This is a genomic window from Pedobacter folensis (genome assembly GCF_056490665.1).
Map to the genome: position 1 here is coordinate 2,003,502 of NZ_JBWJIF010000001.1, position 21,915 is coordinate 2,025,416.

Genomic DNA, 21,915 nt, shown 5'->3' on the forward strand with positions numbered 1-21,915 from the left:
TAGATGAAGAAAAGCGACGTAGCAATTATTGGAATGTCATGCATTTTTCCGGGTGCGAAAGATATGCAGACCTTTTGGGAGAACATTATCAACCGGGTAGATTCTACACAAGAGGTTCCGGCCAACCGGATCGACCCTGTACATTTCGATAAAACAGTTAGCGGGGTAGATCGTTTTTACTGTAACCGCGGCGGTTTTATCCCCGATCATCAATTCGATCCGCAGCGCTTTGGCATTTTACCCTTAGCTGTTGAAGGTACTGAACCCGATCACCTGCTAACTTTAGATCTGGTTCATCAGGCGCTTGAAGATGCTTCGGTATTTGAAAAAAAATATGCCCTTGATAAAACAGGGATCATCATTGGCAAAGGCAATTATGTGGGGCCTGGCGCAACACGTGCCATTGAAATTGTAAGAACAGGTGAACAGATTTCGAGTGTATTGAAGGATCTGATGCCACAACTTACCGATGCTGAAATAGAAAAAGTAAAACACGAATTTCAATTGCGTAAAGGCCGTTTCAGTGCCGACACGGCAATGGGATTGATCCCTAATTTAGTGGCTTCATTAGTAGCTAACCGCCTTAATTTAGGTGGACTGGCTTTTACTTTAGATGCCGCCTGTGCCAGTTCGCTCATCGCAGTTGATCATGGCGTGCAGGAATTGAATAGCGGCCGTTGCGATATGATTATTGCTGGTGGTGTACATTTAGGTCAGAATGCGGCTTTCTGGAGTATTTTTTCACAATTGGGCGCTTTATCCAAACAGGAAAAAATTAAACCTTTCGATCAAAACGCAGATGGCTTGATCATTGGCGAAGGTTGTGGTTTTGTTGTGCTTAAACGCCTCGAAGATGCCATTAGGGATCAGGATAAAATTTATTCAGTAATTAAAGGTGTAGGCATTAGCAGCGATGGAAGCGGAACCAGCGTAATGAGTCCATCGGTTAAAGGCCAGTTAAAAGCCATTACCGAAGCCTGGAAAAATGCGGAACTGGAAAGCAAAAATATCGGTTATTTAGAAGCCCACGGAACAGGTACGCCATTTGGTGATAAAACTGAAGTGGAAACGTTAAAACAGTTTTTCGGTCAGGATGCAGAGCTGCCCAAAGCAGGTATCGGTTCAGTTAAATCGAATATCGGCCATGCCATGCCCGCAGCAGGTATTGCAGGCTTAATCAAATCGAGTCTGGCTTTATATCATGGTATCATCCCCCCTACTTTACATTGCGATGAACCTGTAACGCAATTAGCTGAAACCCGTTTTTCTGCCGTGCAAAAAGCGATAGACTGGAACCAATCGGGTTTGCCAAAACTGGCTGCCGTAAATGCATTTGGTTTTGGTGGAATTAACGCTCACGTAGTATTAACTGCTTACGATACACCTAAAAAAGATGAAGTATTGGTCATCGCAAGACCAAGCCATGAGGCTTTGATCGAATCGCTTGAAAATGGAGATTATAACATTGGAAATGGAAACTTCCGTTTAGTCTTATTTAACCCTAATCCGGAGCGGATTAAAAAAGCCTTAAAAATTGTGGCTAAAAATGCTCCCTGGAGAAATAAACAGGATATCTGGTATACCAACTCGCCACTATTGGCAAACGATGGAAAAATTGCCTTTGTTTTCCCTGGTTTAGACGGACTTGCAGGAGGCGAAATTAAATCGGTAGCTGATTATTTCAATATTCATATTGGTGAAAACGACAAACAGGATGGCCTTTTAAGCGAGGCACTCCACATACTGAACAAAAGCAGTGTTTTAGATCAGGCGTTAAAACAATTGGGCATTAAACCTGATATGAACGCAGGGCACAGCCTCGGCGAATGGCTGGCAGCTAGGTCTTCGGAACTGGCAGAAGAAAGCTCGGTTATGAATTTACTGAATGTGCTTAATCCCGAAACTTTTGAACTGAAAGATTCACGTTTTATTGCTGTTGGTTGTGGTTTAGATACACTTCAACCCATAATTGAAAGCATACCTGATTTATACCTATCGAACGATAATTGCCCGCAACAGGTGATTCTTTGTGGCAGCAAAGTTGCCCTGGATGAACTGGTTCCGACTTTAAAGGTTAAACAGATTTTTCATCAGATTTTGCCGTTTCAATCGGGATTCCACTCGCCATTTGTGGCCGATAAACTGGGATTGATCCTCGAAGGCATGCAGGATATGCAATTCCGGAAAACCACCATACCGCTTTGGTCGGCCACTACTTTAGAAACTTATCCTGAAGGTTTTGAAGCCATCCGTCAGTTAAGTGCCGAACATTTAATCAAACCGGTGCGTTTCCGCGAGCTTACCGAAAAACTATACGCAGAGGGCGCTCGTGTTTTCATTCAGGTGGGTTCAGGTGGTTTGGTCGGTTTTATCGACGATACTTTAAGGGGAAAAGAAATCAGCACCATCAGTGCCAATGTGCCGATCCGTTCGGGCATCACACAGTTGCAAAGGGTTTTGGCCGCGCTTTTTGTTGAAGGAAAAGAAATTGGCCTCAATTATTTAGGCAACATCAAATCAACACCTCCGCAAAAAAACAAAGGCATTAAACTCGAACTCGGTTCTCCGATGATCCATAACCTGCAAACGCTTAAAGGTTTAACCATTAAACAGCCTCAGCCATCACAACCAAAAACATTTGTTGAAGCTAAACATCCGGTTTTACAGGCCTTTAATGAGAATGTAATGGAGATGATCAACATGCAGAGCGAAATGATCGAATTGTTTGAAAATGCGGCTATACAGATCGATCAGCCAAGCAATTGGGCACCAGCGAAACCAATAAAACCAGTAAGGCAACCCTTTAGCAAAACACTGGATGTAAGTTTAGACAACTGTCCTTACCTCATCGATCACTCGCTATTGAGACAACCGAAGGGCTGGCCAACGGTTGAAGATATGGATCCGGTAATCCCAATGACCATGATTTTTGAAGTGTTTGCTGAAATCGCCAATGCGCAATCGCCAGAAGAAAAGGTGCAGAAAATCATGAACATGCGGGTATTTCAGTGGATGAATGTGGTTAAACCTTTTCAGGAAACGGTAACCGGCGAATGGAAAGACCAACAAAGGGTTTATCTTAATTTAGAGCGCTTTGCTAATGCAGAAGTACAATTGGCGACGCAGTTAAACCCTGCTCCAGCCAGAACTTTCGATATTGGAAAATTACTCGATATTGATCGTACTTCCGCACAGATTTATGATGCGCACATGTTCCACGGACCAGATTACCAGGGTATTAAAAAACTAACTGCAGTTGGCGAAAAAGGAATTACAGGCATCATTGAAGCATCTGGCGGAAAAGGCTCATTGCTTGATAATGCCGGTCAGCTATTTGGTTTATGGCTACAATTAACATTGGAAAAAGATAGGATTGCATTCCCGGTTAAAATTCAGGAAATCGAATTCTTTGGCGATATGGCCGATCAGAAAGGTACTTTCGAGTGTACTTGTGTACTCACCGAAATAAACGACGAATTTGCCACTGCCGATATCGTCATGAAAAGAGACGGTATTACCTGGCTCATCATTTCAGGCTGGCAAAACCGCCGGTTGGAAATAGACGAACCCCTTTGGAACGTATCGATGTCGCCACTTCATAACCGTTTATCAGAAGAGGTTGCACCAGGCGTTTTCCTTTTCGGCAATGCTTATTCGCGTGTGGTATCATGGGATTTTATCCTGAAAAGATATTTTAACCAGACCGAGAAGAAACACCACCAAAACCTCTTACCCAACAAAAGAAGAACCTGGATGATCAGCCGCGTGGCCGCAAAAGATGCCGTACGGAATTTATTAAATACACAGAAAAACCAGGCTTGTTACCCCATCACCTTCGAAATTTATTCCGACGAACACCGAAAACCTTACGTTAAGGGCGGTTTAACAGAAAACATTAATATCTCGATTGCACATAAAGGTACCGATGCAGTAGGCATAGCGCGTTTTAACGAACCCGTTGGGATCGATATCGAACATATCGAAGAACGGAGTGCTGGTTTCTTCGATCTTGTTTTTAACGATCATGAAATGGCCTTGCTCGAAAGCAGAGATAAAATCGAATGGGCAACCCGCTTTTGGGTAGCGAAAGAAGCCTATGGAAAATACCTGGGCAAAGGTTTACAAGGCAATCCTAAGGCTTATACCGTTGAAGAAATCAACGGCGAAGAATTACGCATCAATAACATCACAATCAAAACAATCAAACATAAAAACTATATCATCGGATGGACACTATAACTACAAAATTAAGCAGCGAAGAAATTTTCGACCTCATGAAAAAATTCATCACCGAAGTAATCGGCGAAGAGTTTGTTGAAGAAATGGATATCACCCCTGAGAGTTCTTTCACCAAAGATCTTGAAATGGATAGCATCGAAATTGTATCATTTTCTGAAAAAATCAAAGCGCATTTTGGCGAACAGATTGATTTTACCGGCTGGTTATCTTCAATGGATTTGGATCAGCTGATCAACTTAAACTTAGGCATGATCATCTCTTACATCGAAGAATGCCAGTCATAACGGTAAACGGCAAATCGGTTCATATTCAGGAGCTCAATAAAGAAGCTGCTGAAACCATCGTCCTCGTTCACGGGATGTTCAGTAACCTGTCTGTCTATTATTTTAATATCGCCCCGCTGCTGGCCACAAAATACCATGTGGTACTGTATGACTTAAAAAGTCATGGCATGAGTGAAAAGGCTTTGGAGGGATACGATCTGGAAAGCATGACCAACGATCTGTTTGCCCTAATGGAGGCATTAAACCTGCAGAAAGTGCATTTGGGCGGTTATAGTTTCGGTGGATTAATTGCTTTAAAAATGGCCATCCGTTTTCCCGAGTGCATAAACAAACTGGCCATAATTGAAGCTCCAGACCCAAATGATGATAAAACAAGAGGCATTATTGATGAATATAGCCGCGAGTTTTTAGAGCATTACGTCGAAAATTTTACCGATACCACCAAAGTGAAAATGGGTAAAAGGCAAATGGAGCGCAATCACCGCATGTACGAATACCTCTTTTATCAAACTTCGATTAAAACCGACATGGAACTGGAAAAAGACTTTTTTTGCAGCACAGCGATAGCAAGCATAAAACAATCGACTTTACTGTTGTACGGTACTGATTCGAATTGTTTGAATGCAGGAAAACACCTGGATGAAATGATTGAAAATGCAGAATTAATTGCCATTCCAGGTGATCATAATATCCCTATCCAACAACCATTAGTTATTGCTGAAGCATTGTTAAACTTCTTCGAGAAAACATAAAATTAAACACACATGGCAAAATTCGTATTTGTTGTTCCTCCCCTAACCGGTCATATTAACCCCACATTGAGCATGGGTACCGCTTTGCTGGAAAGAGGCCACCGTGTAGGATGGATTACCTTAGATGAATCATTGGGCGAGAAGCTTCCCCTTGGAGGCGAATTGCTGTTGATCAGCTACGATCAAAACGACCAGCAAAAAAAAGATTCCGAAAAATACCTCGATATCATCACCAAAAAAATCGTTTACGGCATCGATAGCATCAAATTTCTGTATGAAGAAGTATTAATTCCGCTCAACAGACACAGCTACGAAGGCATTGCCGATTTACTCGATCAGTTTAAGCCCGATGTGGTGATTACTGACCATCAAATGTTTGCAGGTGCCATTGCTGCAAGCAATAAAAACTATCCATACGTCACCTCGGTTACCGCCCCTGCAGCCATAAAAGTAATGGATGAGCTGCCCAAAGTGCACGAATGGGAAGTCAATCAGATTGTGGCTTTACAAAAAGAATTTGGTATCAACACCGCAGATTCGATTGCCTGCTCCGATCTGTTAACGATGGTATTTACCTCGAGAGAATTTTTCGGAGAAATGGATTTACCGGAAAACTTCCAGTTTATTGGTCCCGTTTTTAACCGTAGAAAAAATGTAATTCCGTTTAACTGGGACGAATTTAACGCGATAAACAAGCCTAAAATACTGGTTAGCATCGGTACCACTTTCGATCATGAGCACAAAAAAGCTTTTTTTGCTAAGGTAATCGAAGCTTTTGCTGATGAAGACTTGCATGTGGTGGTCGTTTCAGATCCGACTTTATTTGAGCAATGGCCTGCTAATTTTACCGTGCAGCGCCAGGTACCACAACTGGAACTTTTACCTCATCTCGATGCCGTGGTTTGCCATGGCGGACACAATACCGTTTGCGAAACCCTGATGAATGGCCTGCCTATGGTGGTTATTCCAATTGCATACGATCAAAGCCATGTAGCCGGACGTGTTTTCAGGGTAGGTGCCGGAGAACGTTTAAACTTTAACCGTTTTAAAGCCAATCACCTGAAAGATGCCGTAAACAAAGTCCTGCAAAACGACAGTTATAAAATCGCCGCAGAACAAATTAAACAATCCTTTATCGAAGCCGGCGGAACAGAAAGCGCCGCAGATTTACTGGAAGCATTAAGCAACAAAACCTCAAACGTATTCATCAGTTAAATTATACATTATGTCAAAATTCCTTTTCGTTGTCCCGCCCTTTTTCGGTCACATTAGCCCAACATTAAGCATTGGCGCAAGTTTACTGAACCGTGGCCATGAGGTAAAATGGCTGGGTATCACGCCGCTTGCTCAGGTGCACCTACCAGAGGGTGGCGAATTTATTTATCCTGAAGATGATCTGGCGGAGTACGCTGATGAAATACAACGCATTTTAAAACGTCAGGATGATGGTCCGGCTTGTTCCGGGCCGGAGGTGATGAAACTGGCGCTCGAAGAAACTTATGTACCTTTTGCCAAGATGATGATGAAAGGATTGAACAACTTTGTTGATGCCTGGAAACCTGATGTCATCATCAACGACTGTATAACCTTCGCCGGTGCATTGAGTGCACACTTAAAAGGTATACCATCGGTTACCACCACACCGGTACCACCCGATGTGATGGGCGATACCGCCAGCAGTGCACCTAAAATATTTGAGTGGCAACAAAACCTGATTAAAGGTTTACAAAGAGAAGTGGGTATTTATAGCGATGATATTCACATCCATTCGCACCAGCTGAACATGGTTTTTACCTCACAGGCTTTTGCAGGTTTTGAAGAAAAACCACCGCACATGCATTTTGTTGGTCCGGTAAAAGGGCGACCAAATTTAGCCCCTTTTGATTGGGAACGTTTAAGTCAGGCCACCACGCCTAAAGTTTTTGTTTCGCTGGGTACTTTATTGGTTGATATCCGTAAGGAATTCTTTCAGAAACTGATTACAGCTTTCGAAAACCAGCCCGTAACCATTGTAGCCGCAACCAATCCCGATATTTTTGAAAAATGGCCTGATAACTTCATTGTAAACGGTTTTGTTCCACAGTCAGAATTAATGCCACACATGGATGCGGTAATTTGCCATGGAGGTTTCAATACCGTAAACGATACTTTCACCAACGGTTTACCAATGCTGATCACGCCTATTGCTTACGATCATTTTCATACGGCAAAATTAATCGAGCAGGCAGGCTGTGGCGTCAGCATCCGTTACAAACGATTACGCATCAGCGATTTAAGGGATACCGTTTTCGAACTTTTGGAAAATCCAAAATATCGCCATACGGCACAAAAAATAAAAGAAACATTCATCGCAGCTGGTGGTAACGATAAAGCCGTGCAATTGTTGGAGGATTTTGCTGAGGTTCATGGAGTTGTCAACTTTGATAGCCCACTCGCATAGAAGTTGACAACTCTGGACTTTGATAATAAAAGAGTGGTCGTCATGCTGAACTCGTTTCAGCATCCTTCCTGCTATTAAGATCCTGAAATAAATTCAGGAGGACCGAACGCGTAAATTCGGGATGACGAAATGTTTAAAATACTAACCTAAATGAAAAGAAAACTGCTATTTGGCGAAAGAATGTTGTACGGAGATGGAAAAAGTCCGTTTAACATTGTAATACCTTTCAAAATCAGGGGAGAAATCAAGGAAGATGATTTAAGGTTTGCCTTATTTAAAATCCAGAAAAAACATCCCTGGTTAACCGCTGCAATACGTTTTGACGAAGATAAAAGACCATGGTTTGTCACCAATCTTACCGAAAATTTTAGAATTCCTGTCCGGATTGTGGACAGATTAAATGATGAGCATTGGGAGCAGGAATCTACTTATGAATGGAAAACCCTATTTGACGCTACCATTGCACCACTTTGCCGCATCACCTGGGTTAGAGGTAAAGCCGTATCCGAATTTCTGATGGTCTATCACCATTGCCTCTGCGATGGCACTTCGGCGATTTCTATTTTAACAGAATTGCTTCAGCTTTTGGATGATCCTGATACCGATATTGGAAAAGAAATTCCGATTATGGGCGTAAAAGATGTGATTCCGAAGAAGATCTTAAACAGCTACCGCAACAGAGCTAAAAACGGACTGATTGGCAAAATGGCCACTTTAGCCCTTTGGATTATCCCGATTAAAAAAGTAGCTGTAGAACGAAAAAAAGATTTTATGCTCCGCTGGAAATTTGATCAGGATTTCACTAAACAGATCATCCAGTTTTGCAAAACCAATCAGTTCACCGTAAATACTTTGTTGAGTGCCGCAGTTTTAATGGCATTTAAAGCGGTAAGAAAAGAAAAGGCATTTAACAAAATATCGTTACCAGTGGATATCAGGAATTTTAACCCGATTATTAAAAAAGACCACATTTTTGCCTTCGGATTAATGATTGTACTTTCCCTGCTCCCAGAAAAAGACTTTATTGATAATGTGAAGGCCTTACAAAAAGATGTGAACGATAAATCAGCTAAACTGAATCCTTACAGCTTAATGATGATGATGGAAGCCTGCCATCCGGCACTTAAGAATTTCACTAATTTCTTAAAATACGGAAAATCGAGCAACGATTGTATGTTTTCAAACCTGGGCAAAATCGATATCCCATACCAATACCACAACTTCGAAGTAGAAACCATATTCAGTCCTTCGGTAATGGGACCATTGGGCAATACCACCACGATGATCGCCTCCACCTACCGCAATCAAATGGATTTTACTTTTGTGGCCAGTGAAGGCTATGTGCCATTTGTAGAAGCAGAAGCCATTAAAGAAAAGGTAATATCCATCCTTAAAGAACACATTGAAAAACCAATTGAAATTTTAACCGCTACGGCATGAAAAGAAGATTAATTTTAGGAGAAAGAATCATGCATGTGGATGCCAAAACACCCTTAAATTGTGTTTTTGGCGCAAAAATTTCTGGTAAAATCAGGGAAGATAACCTGCACAAAGCATTGGATAAAATCCAGCAGAAACACCCGCTGCTGCAAATGAATATTGATGCTACAGGCAAAACACCCTATTTCGTCAGGAACGAAAACATCAGTAAAATACCGGTCAGAACTGCTCAACGTGTAACAGACCAGGATTGGTTAACACAATCCAAAGTAGAGTGGTATAAACTTTTTGATGCCCCAAATGAGCCATTAGCAAGGTTAGTCTGGTTAAAAGGTGAAACCGAATCAGATCTTTTGCTGGTGCTCCCACACTGTATTTGCGATGGAACTACCATTTTAAATCTAATGCGGGAGCTGATGGCCCTGATTGATCATCCTGAACAAAATCTGGCGCCTTACCCCTCATTTCTTTCTGTCCGCGATCTGCTGCCGGAAGAATTTTCAATTACTAAAACAGCCCATTTTAAAGGGAAATTTTTTGCCGCGCTTGGCCGTTTATTTTTCTTTTTTAAAGCAACTTCTAACCATAATGTCGACCGGAGCAATTACGCTGTTCATTGGAAAATCAGCGAACAGGATACCCAAAAACTTTTGGTAAAGTGTAAGGAAGAAAACACGACTGTTCATGCGGCCATCTGCGTGGCCTTTATGGAAGCTTTTAAGCAGGTACAAGGCACCAAAGCTCATGGTAAGGTAATCTGTCCGGTTGATATCAGGCGTTTTGTAGAAACCATCAAACAGGATACCATGTTTGCCTTTGCCCCCATTATAGAGTTAAAACTTGACCAGACGGAAAGCGATTTCTGGACAAAAACGCAAAAATTAAAAACCGATCTGGAAGCCAAAGTAGCAGAAATGAAAGTTCACGACCTGTTAAACATGAGTGAAAATTTCCATTCATCGGTAAATAAAATGATTGGTTTTTTAAAAACAACAAAGGGCACACATGATGTGACGCTCAGTAACATGGGGCTTTTGAATATCCCGAAAGATTATCAGCATTTTGCTATTGAAACCATTTATAGTCCTACGGTTGCTTTCCCATGGAAAAATGCCAATACCTTAGTATGCAGCACTTTTAACGGCCAATTGGATTTCTCTTTTATGTCGAACGAATCTTTTCTGCGAGAATTTGAAGCCTGGCAGATCAAAGACCGGGCAATGGAACTGATTAAGGAAAATTTAAACGAGTTGGCCAATGTCTGATGAAGTGGAATACGATGAGCAGGCAAAAGTGTCGAACTGGCGGAAATTTGTGCGCAAAAACCTGCTTTTACACCTTATTCCGAATACGATATTGAATACCGTGGTACCCTATTTTGCTTTTAAAGCGCAAAACTCAGTTCACTTATTTAGCGGGGAGCAAAATCTGGCCAGGTTTTTATTGCCCATGTCGTTATTGCTGCCGTTTATGATTACGCTTGATATTTTGAAGAAAATAAAAGAGCTGCAACATTCAGGTGCCATAAATTACAAGATAGATGAAAAAATCACTGGCTATCCTTTTATCTTAAAGAAAGCAGGCTTAAATGGCTTGTATAGCATTTTGGCTGTATTCGCGCTGATGCTTTTACTCCATTTCTCTTTCCCTAAAAATCACGATTTCGGGATTACCCCATCTGCAGTATGTGCAGGATTGCTGGCGGGTTTATATTCCATTACCTTTTTCTACCTCGCCATTAGAAGGTTTAGGATTGATGCGGTATAGTGTTGATATCGTCCTCGTTTGTAACGAGGACGATGATAGTGATGGTTTCTGAACACAAGCCTTTATTAATAGCCCTGATGGCAGCGGATCCCGATTTAAGCACTAGTTTTTACTTTTTTATTGTGTGCCTGCTTGTTTCACAGGTTTCTTCGGGAGCAGCGTACAGCAGGACCGAACCGCTCCTATACATTACAGGCATTGCGCTCCAAAAAAACAAAATTCACTTGGGATGACAAATTGTATATTTTTTGGTGTTTCATCGCTTAGAGATTCTTCGCTACGCTCAGAATGACATTAAAACTACTCCAGCCAAACCATTTGCGTAAAAGCACCATTGGTTGCAATATCCCAGGCCTCTACCCTTACCCATTTACGGCCTTTTAAATTGATTGGCCAACTGAAATCCTTTTTGCCAAAAGCCTGGGTAGCATTCAAATTAATGCGGTTGCGGTAAACCTTCGCTCCATCACCCGATACAATTTCGACAAAACTTAAGGGAAATGTCCAGTTGAGCTGCATGTTTACCATCGTTTTACCAGTTTGGTCAATTTTTAACGTCTCTCCTGCACCTTTACCATTAATGTTGAATGTTGGAATTAATACCTCTCCAGTAGAAACAAAAAACTTTCCTTGCTTCATTACATCTAAAATAGGCTGCCAGCCATCAGCATAATTTGGCACCTTGTCCAGCTGTAAATAATTCACATTTAAGTGTGCATACATTTCATTTTGTTCGGTTATGGTAAAGATGTCGGCTTCAGAAATGACATGTTTTTTTAATCCCCAATTGGCCATATCGTCCATTAGGTTTAGTACTCTTTTACTCAATGTTGGCAACGAAAGATCGCCGGGAATGGCTTTCCAGGCTGCCCCCATAAAAGTCTCCGATTTAAAAAAGTCCTCTTCTTTATATTTGTCCGGATAACCTGTTGATGCTTTTGTTCTGGCATGGGCAGTCCAGGCTAAACCATGTTCTTGTTCCAATAGTTTAAGCATTTCTGCTTTATCGTTAATGCGGTAAACTTTACCATATTTCGGATCGTTCGTTTCGAAAGGCATATCGCTTTTTCTCGACATCACCCAATAAACTGGTTTAGGAAAAAATGCCAGCCAATGTCCGCCGTAAAAATTATTGGCTTCTTCTCCCGGTAACAATAAAAAATTAGGGTCAGATAACCTTTTGGTTTGTTTAAACAAGGCATCTAATTCCTTTAAACGAACCGAATCTGGCCCTTTGGGATGGCCTGGTCCGTGAAATTCGGCAAGCTTAACAATATTTAAACCTGCTTTTTTCAATACCTCAACAAATTCGGGCTTTTCGGGAACAGCTTTTCCGCTCAGTACAACATCCGAAATAAACTCATTGTGGAAATGGCTCGCCATGGTTTTGTAACCTGCCAAGGGCACATAAGTATCGTTATGCGTAAACTTTTTAACTTCTGCTAAAGCTGTATTTGCTGTTCCACCGCTCAATAAACAGAAAAAGTTAAGGCGCTGCTGGGTATTGGGTGGTGCATTAAACCAAGGCACATAACGTTTATCTCCCAAAGGATCCTGGCGGATACCGATTCCAAAATCGGGAATCAAATTTAAGTAATTGCTTCCTTTCCAGGTAAATTTAAGGTTAAAAGCTTCATCCAAAGGATAGAAATATTGATGTGGAGCAGGAAAAACAGCCAGACTTCCTCCGGTATTTTCGCCGATAACCGTACGGTATTTTACTTCCAGATTTTTAGTTGGATCTGTTTTAACAGCTTTCTCCCGCTGCAGAGCACCTTGCACATCGCTCCATGCAATATTGGCCCAGGCGTCTTTTTTGCTCGTTAATCCGGCATCGTACAAAATAGCTGTCGAGTCTTTTGGGGTAGATACCACAGCAGCTACATTAAACAAAGGGCTTCCCTTGTAAAGTGTTATTTCTAAAGCACCGCTAAATGTTTCGCACTGAACGCCATTGATTCGCACCACAGTTTGTGACCCCTTCGTAGAAACACTGGCTGCTCCTTTTTCGAACTTTACAACATTTGTGGTATATGGCCTTGTTGGAACCCGGTCGAAAAACACATCCCAGCCCCCACTGGCCGGACTTAAGGTACGTTTGCCTATTCTCAGCACAAAGGCAGGGTCGAGATTTGCTGCAACTTCTTTAAAGCTGCCTTGTTTACCTAACAACAAACGTTTGAATAAGGGTTTGGAACGATCAAGATCTAAAATCATTTTACCCAAGGATCCTTTACCGGCCGGCCAGGTAAGCACAATTTCTTTTTGACTGGAAGAAACGGTAGCGCCGTTAGTTTTAAATGCTTTTAGGTTTACCTGGCTTTGTGCGTAAAATGCTGAAAAGCATAACATCAATAATATAGAAATACTGTTTCTCATACAACTTAATCGTTTTAGTTAGATATATCGCAAGATAACAATTAAGTGCAAAACATAAAATATTCGGTAATCAGTGCATTTCGTTCATTATTTATTTTTTAAAAAAAACAAATAATATTACTTAACTTAATATAGAATTAAAACCAAACATTTTGCATCCAATACTCATCAGAAATAACGTAAAAATCCTGGGCGAAGGTAGCCAGGTAATTGTGTTTGCCCACGGTTTCGGCTGTGCGCAAAGTTCCTGGAAATTTATTACAGATGCTTTTCTTCAAGACTACAAAGTAATACTGTTTGATTATGTTGGATCGGGTGATTCGGACCTAAGCCAATACGACCAACAAAAATACGCTACACTCGAAGGATATGCCTGTGATGTAATCGACATTATAGAAGCGCTTGATTTGACCAACATTATATTTGTCGGGCACTCCGTCAGCAGTATGATTGGCATGATTGCCGCATTACAAATGCCAGAAGTATTTAAAAAATTAATTTTTATTGGTCCTTCGCCAAGATATTTAAATGATCATGATTATATCGGTGGATTTAATGCAGGAGATATTGAAACCATATTTGAGCACATCGCCGATGATTATATTGCCTGGAGCAAGCAATTGGCGCCAGTGGTAATGGACAGCCCTTTAAAACCCGAACTGGCTGATTTTTTACAGGAATGTTTTGAAGCTACCGACCCAAGTGTGGCCCTGGCCTTTGCAATGGCTACCTTTAAGGCCGATTATAGAGATAAATTAAAAAACCTCGAAGTGCCGAGTCTTACCCTGCAAAGTTCGAACGATATTATGGCGCCGTTATCGGTAGGCGAATTTATCCATAAAAATACCCCAGATAATTTTTTGGTAGTGATGAAAGCCACAGGGCACTTTCCGCACATTAGCGAACCAGAAGAAACCATCAGGGAGATAAAAGATTTTATCGAAGATATCAGTTTAAAAGCAGCATCAGATCACCTGTATGCCTCCTGAAAATTTTCATATATCAATAACTAAAACCTCATAGCTGAGAAAAAGTACAGGTTATTGTTCTAAAAACACCTGTGCTTCTTCTTTAGCCTTTTCGCAGATCATGGCAATCAATTCTACCCGATACCGATATTGATCGCTAGTTAAATCATCATCCTCAATGGCTTGCAGGTGTGCACTTAATTTAGGCCCTAAACCCATCACATAAATGGTTGAAAGCATTTTATGTGCAACACGTTTTAGTTTTTCATAGTCCCCGGCGACCAAACAATTATTTAAATCATTAATTTCTTCTGAAACAATTTCAATGAATTTTTCTGTTATTTCCTTTTCGTAAGCAATATCTCCCATGCTTATTTCTTTCAGATAACCTAAATCAATAGCCTTATAATCCTCTACCTCATGTTTAACCTGAATATTTTTGCTCGACAATACCTCATCCGGTAAAAAATGGGTTAAAACACCCACCAGCTCAATTCGCGAGATTGGTTTAGTAAAACAGCCATCTAACCCTGCATTAAAGCATTTTGCTTTTAGCTCCTCTAAATCTCTTTCTATTATGGCTACAATTGAAATATCAGACGGAGAACTGGCCCTTATTGTCTGTACAATTTTAAACGAATCATCTTCCAACAGGTTGGCAGCAATCAAAATTAGCCTGCAGGTATAATCTGCTAAAATTTTGATCGCCTCGTTAGTATTCGCGGCTATAGCAAAACGAACATCGTATTCTTTAAGATAATCTGATAAGCTTTTTTGATCCATTGCCTGATCATCCACAACTAAAACGTCAACTATGCTGTTCAACTCCTGATCGTTTGTTTTATTCTCTTTCATCAATTGCTTTGGTTATAATATCTGTATTCTCTTATTCAGGATCATTTTATAAGCGTCGGATACGGGGACGAAATTTTTATGCATAATCAAAGTATTCCCTTCAACCGTATCTATTTTGCCCACATTGATAATGAACGAACGATGTACACGCAAAAAAGTCTGTCCGGGCAGCTTGTCTTCAATAGATTTTAAAGAAGAGTGTACAGAATATACCTTTTCATTTAAGTAAATCTTTACATAGTCGCCTTTGGCCTCCAGATAATTAATATCGTTTAGTTTAATACGCCTGATTACGCCAGAATCCCTGATAAAAACAAAATCGTCTTGCTGGTTATTCAAAAATAAGTTTTGGATATTATGAATTTCCTTTGCCTTATTTATGGCGATTAAAAACCGGTCTGGGGTGATCGGTTTGGTAATAAAGTCAACAACATTCAAATCAAACGCAGTGGCCGCATAATCTTTTTTAGAAGTAATAAATATAATCAGCGGACGTGTATCACCCAGGCCTTTAACCAGCTCTATCCCAGATATGCCCGGCATCTCGATATCAAGCAAGAGTAAGTCTATTTTATGAACGGCTAAATTTCGATAAGCCTCGGCGGCATTTTCGCATTCAGCAATCAATTTTAAAGCTGGATCAACCTGCAAAAGGTGGCTCACTACCCGCCTGGCGATTACATGATCATCAACTATTAAACAATTCATTACTATGGGATTATCGTTGCAATTAAAACTAAGCATAACCTGCAGGAATATTTTGATAAATAAATAATGAACAAAATGAATAAAATATATATTTGTAGAAAATTTTCCCCATTTTCAACGCGCGCATTGCCCCATTCGTCTAGGTTTTTTGCCTTTCTAAAGACTAGATATAGTCAAAACAAACATCCAGGAGTAGATTTGTATAGTATTTAACAGCAATCGTCAATCATAAAAAATAAAAAAACAAAATGAACAAAATTAGAACAATCGCATTCGCTACATTAAGTATCCTATCCGTTTATAGTGCGAAAGCGCAAAACTTTAAGGAGCCTGTTAGCTATAAACTTAAGAATGGCATGAATATCATTATTTCGGAAAATGAACGTTCACCAAAGGCATATTCGAGCTTTACTTTAGATACTAAAGCCTTTGAAGGCAAAAAAGATGGTATAGTGGAGTTGTTAAATGCCGTGTTAAACGAAAACGTAAGCAAAAACGCAAATATTAGCTTTAAGGAAAACAGCGGTAAACTGGCTACATCAAATGCTGATCTGGATAAAGACCTGGCAACAATGGCTTCGGTTATTCAACATGCCAATTTCGATCAAAAAACTTTTAATACCGCAAAAGCAAAATTAATTGCCAGTATAAAATTGCAGGATTACGATTACGACCAAACGGTAAATGAAAATTCGATTAATGCATTAACCCTGGCCGATGTAAAAAACTTTTACAGTCAGATTTCTCCTGAAAAAACCTTTTTAACCATTGCAGGTGATGTTGAATTAAATACAGCCAAAGCATCAGCTAAAAAAGCTTTTGGCAACTGGAACCGGACACAAGAACTTGCATTAACTGTGGCAAGGTAATATTAAAATTAAATTCAGGCCCTTTGATTAATTTCAAAGGGCTTTTTTTATGCCCAAAATGTTACAAGTGATTGGGCTTTAACTATCCGTATTCAAAGAATCATTCAATATATTCGCTTGAAATAAAATCATCATTTCTGAAAAAAAAGATATATGAAAAAATTCTATATACCCCTACTTTTTGTTGCTTTAAGTTTATCTCTGCAGGCTCAAATTGTAGTTAACCGAAATCAGGATATTGATAAAATGGTTAAGGCCGTCAACCAGGATTCACTAAAATCGTATATCAGTAAAATGGTTTCATTCGGAACAAGAAATACGCTCAGTGATATTAAAAGTAAAACAAAAGGAATTGGAGCCGCCAGAAACTGGGTGGTGAATAAATTTAATCAGTTTGCAAAGCAAAGCGATGGCAGGCTTACCGCATACCTCGATACCATTACTTTTAAACCTGATGGCAAAAGAGTAGACCAGCCTACCCTTTTGGGCAATGCTGTAGCCATACTGAAAGGCACTGATGTAAACGATAAACGCGTTTATGTGGTGAGCGGGCACCTCGATAGCCGTGTTACCGATGTAATGAACAGAACCAGTGATGCGCCAGGCGCCAATGATGATGGCAGTGGTGTTGCAGGGGTAATCGAGGCTGCAAGGATTATGAGTCAGTATAAATTTTCAGCAACCATAATTTTTGTAGCAGTAAGCGGTGAAGAACAATCTTTATTAGGCTCTGGTTTTATGGCTGCAAAAGCAAAAAAAGAAAACTGGAATGTAGATGCCATGTTAAACAATGATATGATTGGCAGCAATAACAGTAGCGAAACACAAATCATCGATAATACCAGGTTACGCGTATTTAGCGAGGGTTTACCCAGCTTCGACCTGGATAAAAATGCAAAAAGTATCCGTCAGTTTGGTTTAGAGAATGATGGCAAAAGCCGTCAGTTGGCACGATATGTTAAAGAAATCGGCGAGCGTTATGTAGATCAGTTGGAAGTTAAATTAATTTACAGAAACGACAGGTTTCTCCGCGGCGGAGACCATACCCCATTTGTAGAAAATGGATTTACTGCAGTGCGCATCACTGAAATGAACGAAAACTTCGATCACCAGCACCAGGACCTTAGAACGGAGAAAGGTATTAGATATGGCGACCTTCAGGAATTTATGGATTTCGAATATTTATGTAAAAATACAGGTGTAAATATTGCTGTTTTGGCCAACCTGGCTAAAGCCCCATCAAGTCCTATCGAAGTAAAAGTTGATGTCAAAAACCTGAGTAACGCTACCTTTTTATACTGGAAAGCACCTGCTAATGGTAGTGTAAAGGGTTATTATGTTTTAATGCGCGAAACCAGCAGCGCCGTTTGGGAAAAGAAATTTTTCACCTCATCCACCGAATTAAGATTGCCTTACAGTAAAGACAATTATTTATTTGCCGTTCAAAGTATCGGAAATGACGATATTGAGAGCCTACCGGTAGTGCCGGGTATTGGCAGATGATAAAACATTTAGGGTTTGCCGTTGTTTAAATCCAAATTTAGCGTATGAAATTTAAACCTTTAGCTTTTATTGTTAATATTGCCATCACACTGGGGGTTGGTGCTTTAGGAGGCTGGGCAACCGCGCAATCGGTTAAAACCTGGTACCCCACATTAAACAAACCATCCTTTAATCCACCAAACTGGCTTTTCGCACCCGTTTGGACGACACTTTATGTCCTTATTGGCATCGCTGCTTATCTGGTATGGATCAGGCGCGATAAAATTGTTCATTTCCCACGGACAGTTGCGATTTACCTTATCCAGTTAATTTTAAATCTAGGCTGGTCATTTATTTTCTTTTACCTGCATGAGATAGGCTTTGCCCTGGCCGAAATTATTTTACTGTTAATAATCATTGTGGTTAATGCTTTTATGTTCTATAGAATAAACAAATGGGCGGGTTTAATATTTATCCCCTACATCCTTTGGGTAACTTTTGCATCATTTTTAACATACAACATTTTCATATTGAATTAATTTTAAAAGAAAACCCTATTTTTAGGAAGTGGTAACTTTTAAAAGATCTTTGCTGATACTCTTCGTTCTGTGCTGTAACCAATTGCAGGCGCAAAAGGTAGGTCTTGTGTTTAGCGGTGGTGGTGCAAAAGGATTGGCGCACATTGGCACCTTAAAGGCGCTGGAAGAAAACCACATCCCTATCGATTACATTACGGGCACATCGATGGGTGGCATTGTTGGTGCCATGTATGCCGCAGGTTATAGCCCTGCAGAAATAGAAAAAATTGCACTGAGCAACGACTTCCAAAATTGGGTAAATGGTCGATACACCAGCGATTACACCTATTACTTCCAGAAAAATGCGCCCAATGCTTCTATGCTTACGGCAAAAGTGGCTATTGATACGGGTTTTCATTTTAGTTTCCGTTCTAACCTGATTAACGATATTCCGTTAAATTTTGCCTTTCTTGAGCTTTTTTCGCAGGCTTCAGCTGTTTCTAAAGATAATTTCGATAATCTTTTTGTTCCCTATCGCTGTATGGTAGCAGATGTGCTTTCGCAAAAAAGTATCACCGTAAGCAAGGGGAGTTTAGCCGAAGCAGTAAGGGCAACCATGACGGTTCCGATCATCTATCGCCCGATTAAACTAGACGGAAAATATGTTTTTGACGGGGGCCTGTACAACAATTTCCCTGCCGATGTAATGGAAAGAGATTTTAAACCTGATTTTGTAATCGGCGCCAATGTTTCGTCCAAAACCTACAACGAATACCCTAAAAACATCGACGATCGTTTAATGAACCGCTTTTTGGTATACATGTTTCTCTCCAAATCGGATTCGACCATGATCGGGAAAAACGGTGTATACATCCAACCCAATTTAGCTACTTATAGTGTAACTAATTTTGCTCCGGTAGAAGAACTGATCAAAAAAGGCTATGATGCAACAATAGCCGATATGCCAAGAATTAAAGCGTTAATCAGCAAAAGGGTGAGCGATGAAGAACTGGCAAAAAGAAGGGAAAAATTTAATGCAAAAAAACCAGACCTGAAATTCAGCAACATCATCGTAACAGGCGTAAACAGCCAACAAAAAAAATATGTGGAAAGGCTTTTTAAGAGCGATAAAGTTAGTTTTAACCTGCAAGACATTAAACGTGGATATTATAAACTGGTTGCCGATCAAACTTTCGAAACAGTATATCCTAAAATCACTTATCAGGCGGCAACAGACAGTTATACTTTTGAGGTAGTGGCACAGCCCAAAAAGAGTTTCAAACTCGAATTAGGCGGCAATATCTCTACAAGACCCATCAGCAATGTTTTTTTGGGCGCCCAGTATAATTACCTTAACCGAAAATCTTACACTTTTGGAACCAGCTTTTACTCCGGCCGTTTTTACGAATCGGTACAGGTAAATGGCCGGGTAGATTATCCAACCAGGCTACCCTTGTTTCTGGCGGCCGAGTTAACCTATAATCACTGGAATTTTTATAATACCAGCCAGATCTTTATCGAAAACCCACGCCCTATTTACATCGAACAATCCGACCGGAAGATTGATCTCATGATGGGAATGCCTTTAAATTACAACACCAAAATTGTGCTCCATGCTACATTTATCAACAACAATGACCGTTACAGCCCAAACAATACCTTTGCCGTAGGCGATTTATTAGATCAAACCATATTTAATGGTTTCAGAGGCTCACTAAACTTCGAAAAAAACTCGTTGAACAGAAAACAATATGCCACCAATGGGCAAAGCTTTTCGCTAAGTTTTAACTATACTACGGGTCGCGAAAATTATAATCCTGGTAACATTTTCCGCAATACCCCTGGTTTTGTTAAAATTCCCGGCAGTAGCCGGCTCCACCAATGGGGCAGCATTAAGCTCACTCAGGAAAACTACTTTTTACACCTTAAAAAATATACTTTGGGTTATATTATTGAAGGTGTTATTTCCAACCAACCCTTATTTAGCAATTATTACGCAACCCTCTTAACCGCTCCGGCCTTCTACCCCCTGCAAGATAGCCGCTCGTTATTTCTGGATAAGTTTAGGGCAACTACCTATGCCGCCGGCGGCATAAAAAACATTTATAATGTTAAAAAAAATCTAGACTTTAGATTAGAAGGTTATTTATTTTTACCGCATAAAGAGTTTGAGCTGAATAATTTCCAGGATATAAATTATGCAAAGCCCATTACAAAAATACGCTATGCAGGTACTGCTGGACTGGTTTATCACTCACCGCTGGGGCCGGTTAGCCTAAGTTATAATTTATATAATGATGCTGTTAAAAGAAATGGTGTATTATTGCATATCGGTTATTTAATTTACAATAAACGTTCTATCGAATGAAACGAATCTTACTCATGCTTTCACTGTGTTTAATCGGGCTTTTCAGCTTTGCACAAACCGCAGCAATCAATAATTTTCTGGTAAAAGAGAATTTGCTTAAAAACAATAAGCTGGCCATTATAGCTGCCGATTCGTTAAACAACCCTAACGAAAATATAAACGGAACCTATACTTTTAGCGTAAGTGGTTTTACACAGGTACTGAAATTTAACGATGGTATAGCCGTGTTACCTTTACCAATTGATAAATCTACCTTCGTATATATTAAACATCAAAACGACTCCGGCACGCACAGCAAACTGGTGTACGTGTATAAAAAAGATACCGATTTAAGTCCGTATGCCATAAATAGTTTATGGCTTTTCATCATTCCCATTATACTCGTTATTATTGCTTTTGCTTTCCGCAAACTCATCATATTTGTGGTCATTATATTTTTGGTATTCGTGTATTTTAACCATAGTAATGGCTTAAACCTTTCTACCTTTTTCGAAAGTATATTTGATGGGTTAAAGAATTTGATTTGATGTAAGGAGAAAAGAGTTGTCAACTTTTATAGCTTGGTTCCCTCGCCAAAATCGTCATTTCAAGGCTGGGCTAGCGCGAGCCGAAGCAACCTTTCCCTATAAATTTAATGCGTTCTATTTTTTAGAAAAGCAATACCTGTGGTACTTCGGTTATACCCGTCCCGCGCTTTGCCTAATCCCGATATAATTATACAATGATAAAGAAATCACCTAAATCGGGATAACGCTGTCGGTCGGGTTTATTTTACTACAGATAGCAGCACTGTTATAGCCCCTTAAGCCCGATCGAAGCGAGATGCCGGTTATTTCAATCGGCAGA

The 21,915-nt window shown here is 40.2% G+C and carries 17 protein-coding genes; 14 read left to right on the forward strand and 3 right to left on the reverse strand.

Going from position 1 to position 21,915, the window contains the following annotated elements; all coding sequences use genetic code 11:
* The first annotated feature begins 3 nt into the window (after positions 1-3).
* The 8 genes from AC04QZ_RS07755 to AC04QZ_RS07790 all read left to right on the forward strand — a co-directional run bounded on the left by AC04QZ_RS07755 (position 4) and on the right by AC04QZ_RS07790 (position 10,922).
* Positions 4-4,239, forward strand: a complete 4,236-nt coding sequence (locus AC04QZ_RS07755) for a beta-ketoacyl synthase N-terminal-like domain-containing protein (protein ID WP_478357286.1) — start codon at positions 4-6, stop codon at positions 4,237-4,239.
* The gene (locus AC04QZ_RS07760) at positions 4,227-4,523 is read left to right on the forward strand and encodes an acyl carrier protein (protein ID WP_086547234.1); all 297 of its coding nucleotides are present in this window, start codon (positions 4,227-4,229) and stop codon (positions 4,521-4,523) included. Before AC04QZ_RS07755 ends, AC04QZ_RS07760 begins: the two co-directional genes overlap by 13 nt.
* Complete coding sequence (locus tag AC04QZ_RS07765; protein ID WP_478357287.1) at positions 4,511-5,275, forward strand: alpha/beta fold hydrolase; 765 nt, start codon at positions 4,511-4,513, stop codon at positions 5,273-5,275. The genes AC04QZ_RS07760 and AC04QZ_RS07765 overlap by 13 nt, the downstream gene beginning before the upstream one ends.
* A 12-nt stretch (positions 5,276-5,287) precedes the next feature.
* A complete protein-coding gene (locus AC04QZ_RS07770) occupies positions 5,288-6,490 on the forward strand; it encodes a glycosyltransferase (RefSeq protein ID WP_478357288.1) in 1,203 nt (400 codons plus the stop codon).
* Positions 6,491-6,500: 10 nt separating this feature from the next.
* The gene (locus AC04QZ_RS07775) at positions 6,501-7,715 is read left to right on the forward strand and encodes a glycosyltransferase (protein WP_478357289.1); all 1,215 of its coding nucleotides are present in this window, start codon (positions 6,501-6,503) and stop codon (positions 7,713-7,715) included.
* A gap of 150 nt (positions 7,716-7,865) precedes the next feature.
* Positions 7,866-9,155: a condensation domain-containing protein gene (locus tag AC04QZ_RS07780; protein ID WP_478357290.1), complete on the forward strand. Its 1,290-nt coding sequence runs from the start codon at positions 7,866-7,868 to the stop codon at positions 9,153-9,155.
* Positions 9,152-10,420 carry a condensation domain-containing protein gene (locus AC04QZ_RS07785; RefSeq protein ID WP_478357291.1) on the forward strand — a complete coding sequence of 423 codons (1,269 nt, stop codon included), beginning with the start codon at positions 9,152-9,154 and terminating at the stop codon, positions 10,418-10,420. The genes AC04QZ_RS07780 and AC04QZ_RS07785 overlap by 4 nt, the downstream gene beginning before the upstream one ends.
* Positions 10,413-10,922: a hypothetical protein gene (locus AC04QZ_RS07790; protein WP_478357293.1), complete on the forward strand. Its 510-nt coding sequence runs from the start codon at positions 10,413-10,415 to the stop codon at positions 10,920-10,922. The genes AC04QZ_RS07785 and AC04QZ_RS07790 overlap by 8 nt, the downstream gene beginning before the upstream one ends.
* Before the next feature lie 300 nt (positions 10,923-11,222).
* Here AC04QZ_RS07790 and AC04QZ_RS07795 read toward each other — a convergent pair whose 3' ends face one another.
* A complete protein-coding gene (locus tag AC04QZ_RS07795) occupies positions 11,223-13,301 on the reverse strand; it encodes a CehA/McbA family metallohydrolase domain-containing protein (protein WP_478357294.1) in 2,079 nt (692 codons plus the stop codon).
* A 152-nt stretch (positions 13,302-13,453) separates the two neighbouring features.
* On the opposite strand from AC04QZ_RS07795, the gene AC04QZ_RS07800 reads away from it, so the two are divergent.
* Positions 13,454-14,290 carry an alpha/beta fold hydrolase gene (locus AC04QZ_RS07800; protein ID WP_478357295.1) on the forward strand — a complete coding sequence of 279 codons (837 nt, stop codon included), beginning with the start codon at positions 13,454-13,456 and terminating at the stop codon, positions 14,288-14,290.
* 51 nt (positions 14,291-14,341) lie between these two features.
* Here the strand turns inward: AC04QZ_RS07800 and AC04QZ_RS07805 are convergent, their stop codons facing one another.
* Complete coding sequence (locus AC04QZ_RS07805) at positions 14,342-15,124, reverse strand: response regulator (protein ID WP_478357296.1); 783 nt, start codon at positions 15,122-15,124, stop codon at positions 14,342-14,344.
* Positions 15,125-15,136: 12 nt separating this feature from the next.
* Positions 15,137-15,832, reverse strand: a complete 696-nt coding sequence (locus AC04QZ_RS07810; protein WP_478357297.1) for a LytR/AlgR family response regulator transcription factor — start codon at positions 15,830-15,832, stop codon at positions 15,137-15,139.
* 248 nt (positions 15,833-16,080) lie between these two features.
* Here AC04QZ_RS07810 and AC04QZ_RS07815 point away from each other — a divergent pair, with 248 nt between their 5' ends.
* The 5 genes from AC04QZ_RS07815 (at position 16,081) to AC04QZ_RS07835 (ending at position 21,596) form a co-directional block, all read left to right on the forward strand.
* Positions 16,081-16,701: a peptidase M16 family protein gene (locus AC04QZ_RS07815; protein WP_478357298.1), complete on the forward strand. Its 621-nt coding sequence runs from the start codon at positions 16,081-16,083 to the stop codon at positions 16,699-16,701.
* Positions 16,702-16,854: 153 nt separating this feature from the next.
* Positions 16,855-18,204, forward strand: coding sequence for a M28 family metallopeptidase (locus tag AC04QZ_RS07820; protein WP_478357299.1), 1,350 nt, complete (start codon positions 16,855-16,857; stop codon positions 18,202-18,204).
* Positions 18,205-18,248: 44 nt separating this feature from the next.
* Positions 18,249-18,722 (forward strand): TspO/MBR family protein, encoded by a 474-nt coding sequence (locus AC04QZ_RS07825; RefSeq protein ID WP_478357300.1) that lies wholly within the window; start codon positions 18,249-18,251, stop codon positions 18,720-18,722.
* 49 nt (positions 18,723-18,771) lie between these two features.
* A complete protein-coding gene (locus AC04QZ_RS07830) occupies positions 18,772-21,069 on the forward strand; it encodes a patatin-like phospholipase family protein (RefSeq protein WP_478357301.1) in 2,298 nt (765 codons plus the stop codon).
* Positions 21,066-21,596 (forward strand): hypothetical protein, encoded by a 531-nt coding sequence (locus AC04QZ_RS07835; RefSeq protein ID WP_086547247.1) that lies wholly within the window; start codon positions 21,066-21,068, stop codon positions 21,594-21,596. Before AC04QZ_RS07830 ends, AC04QZ_RS07835 begins: the two co-directional genes overlap by 4 nt.
* Positions 21,597-21,915: the final 319 nt, after the last annotated feature.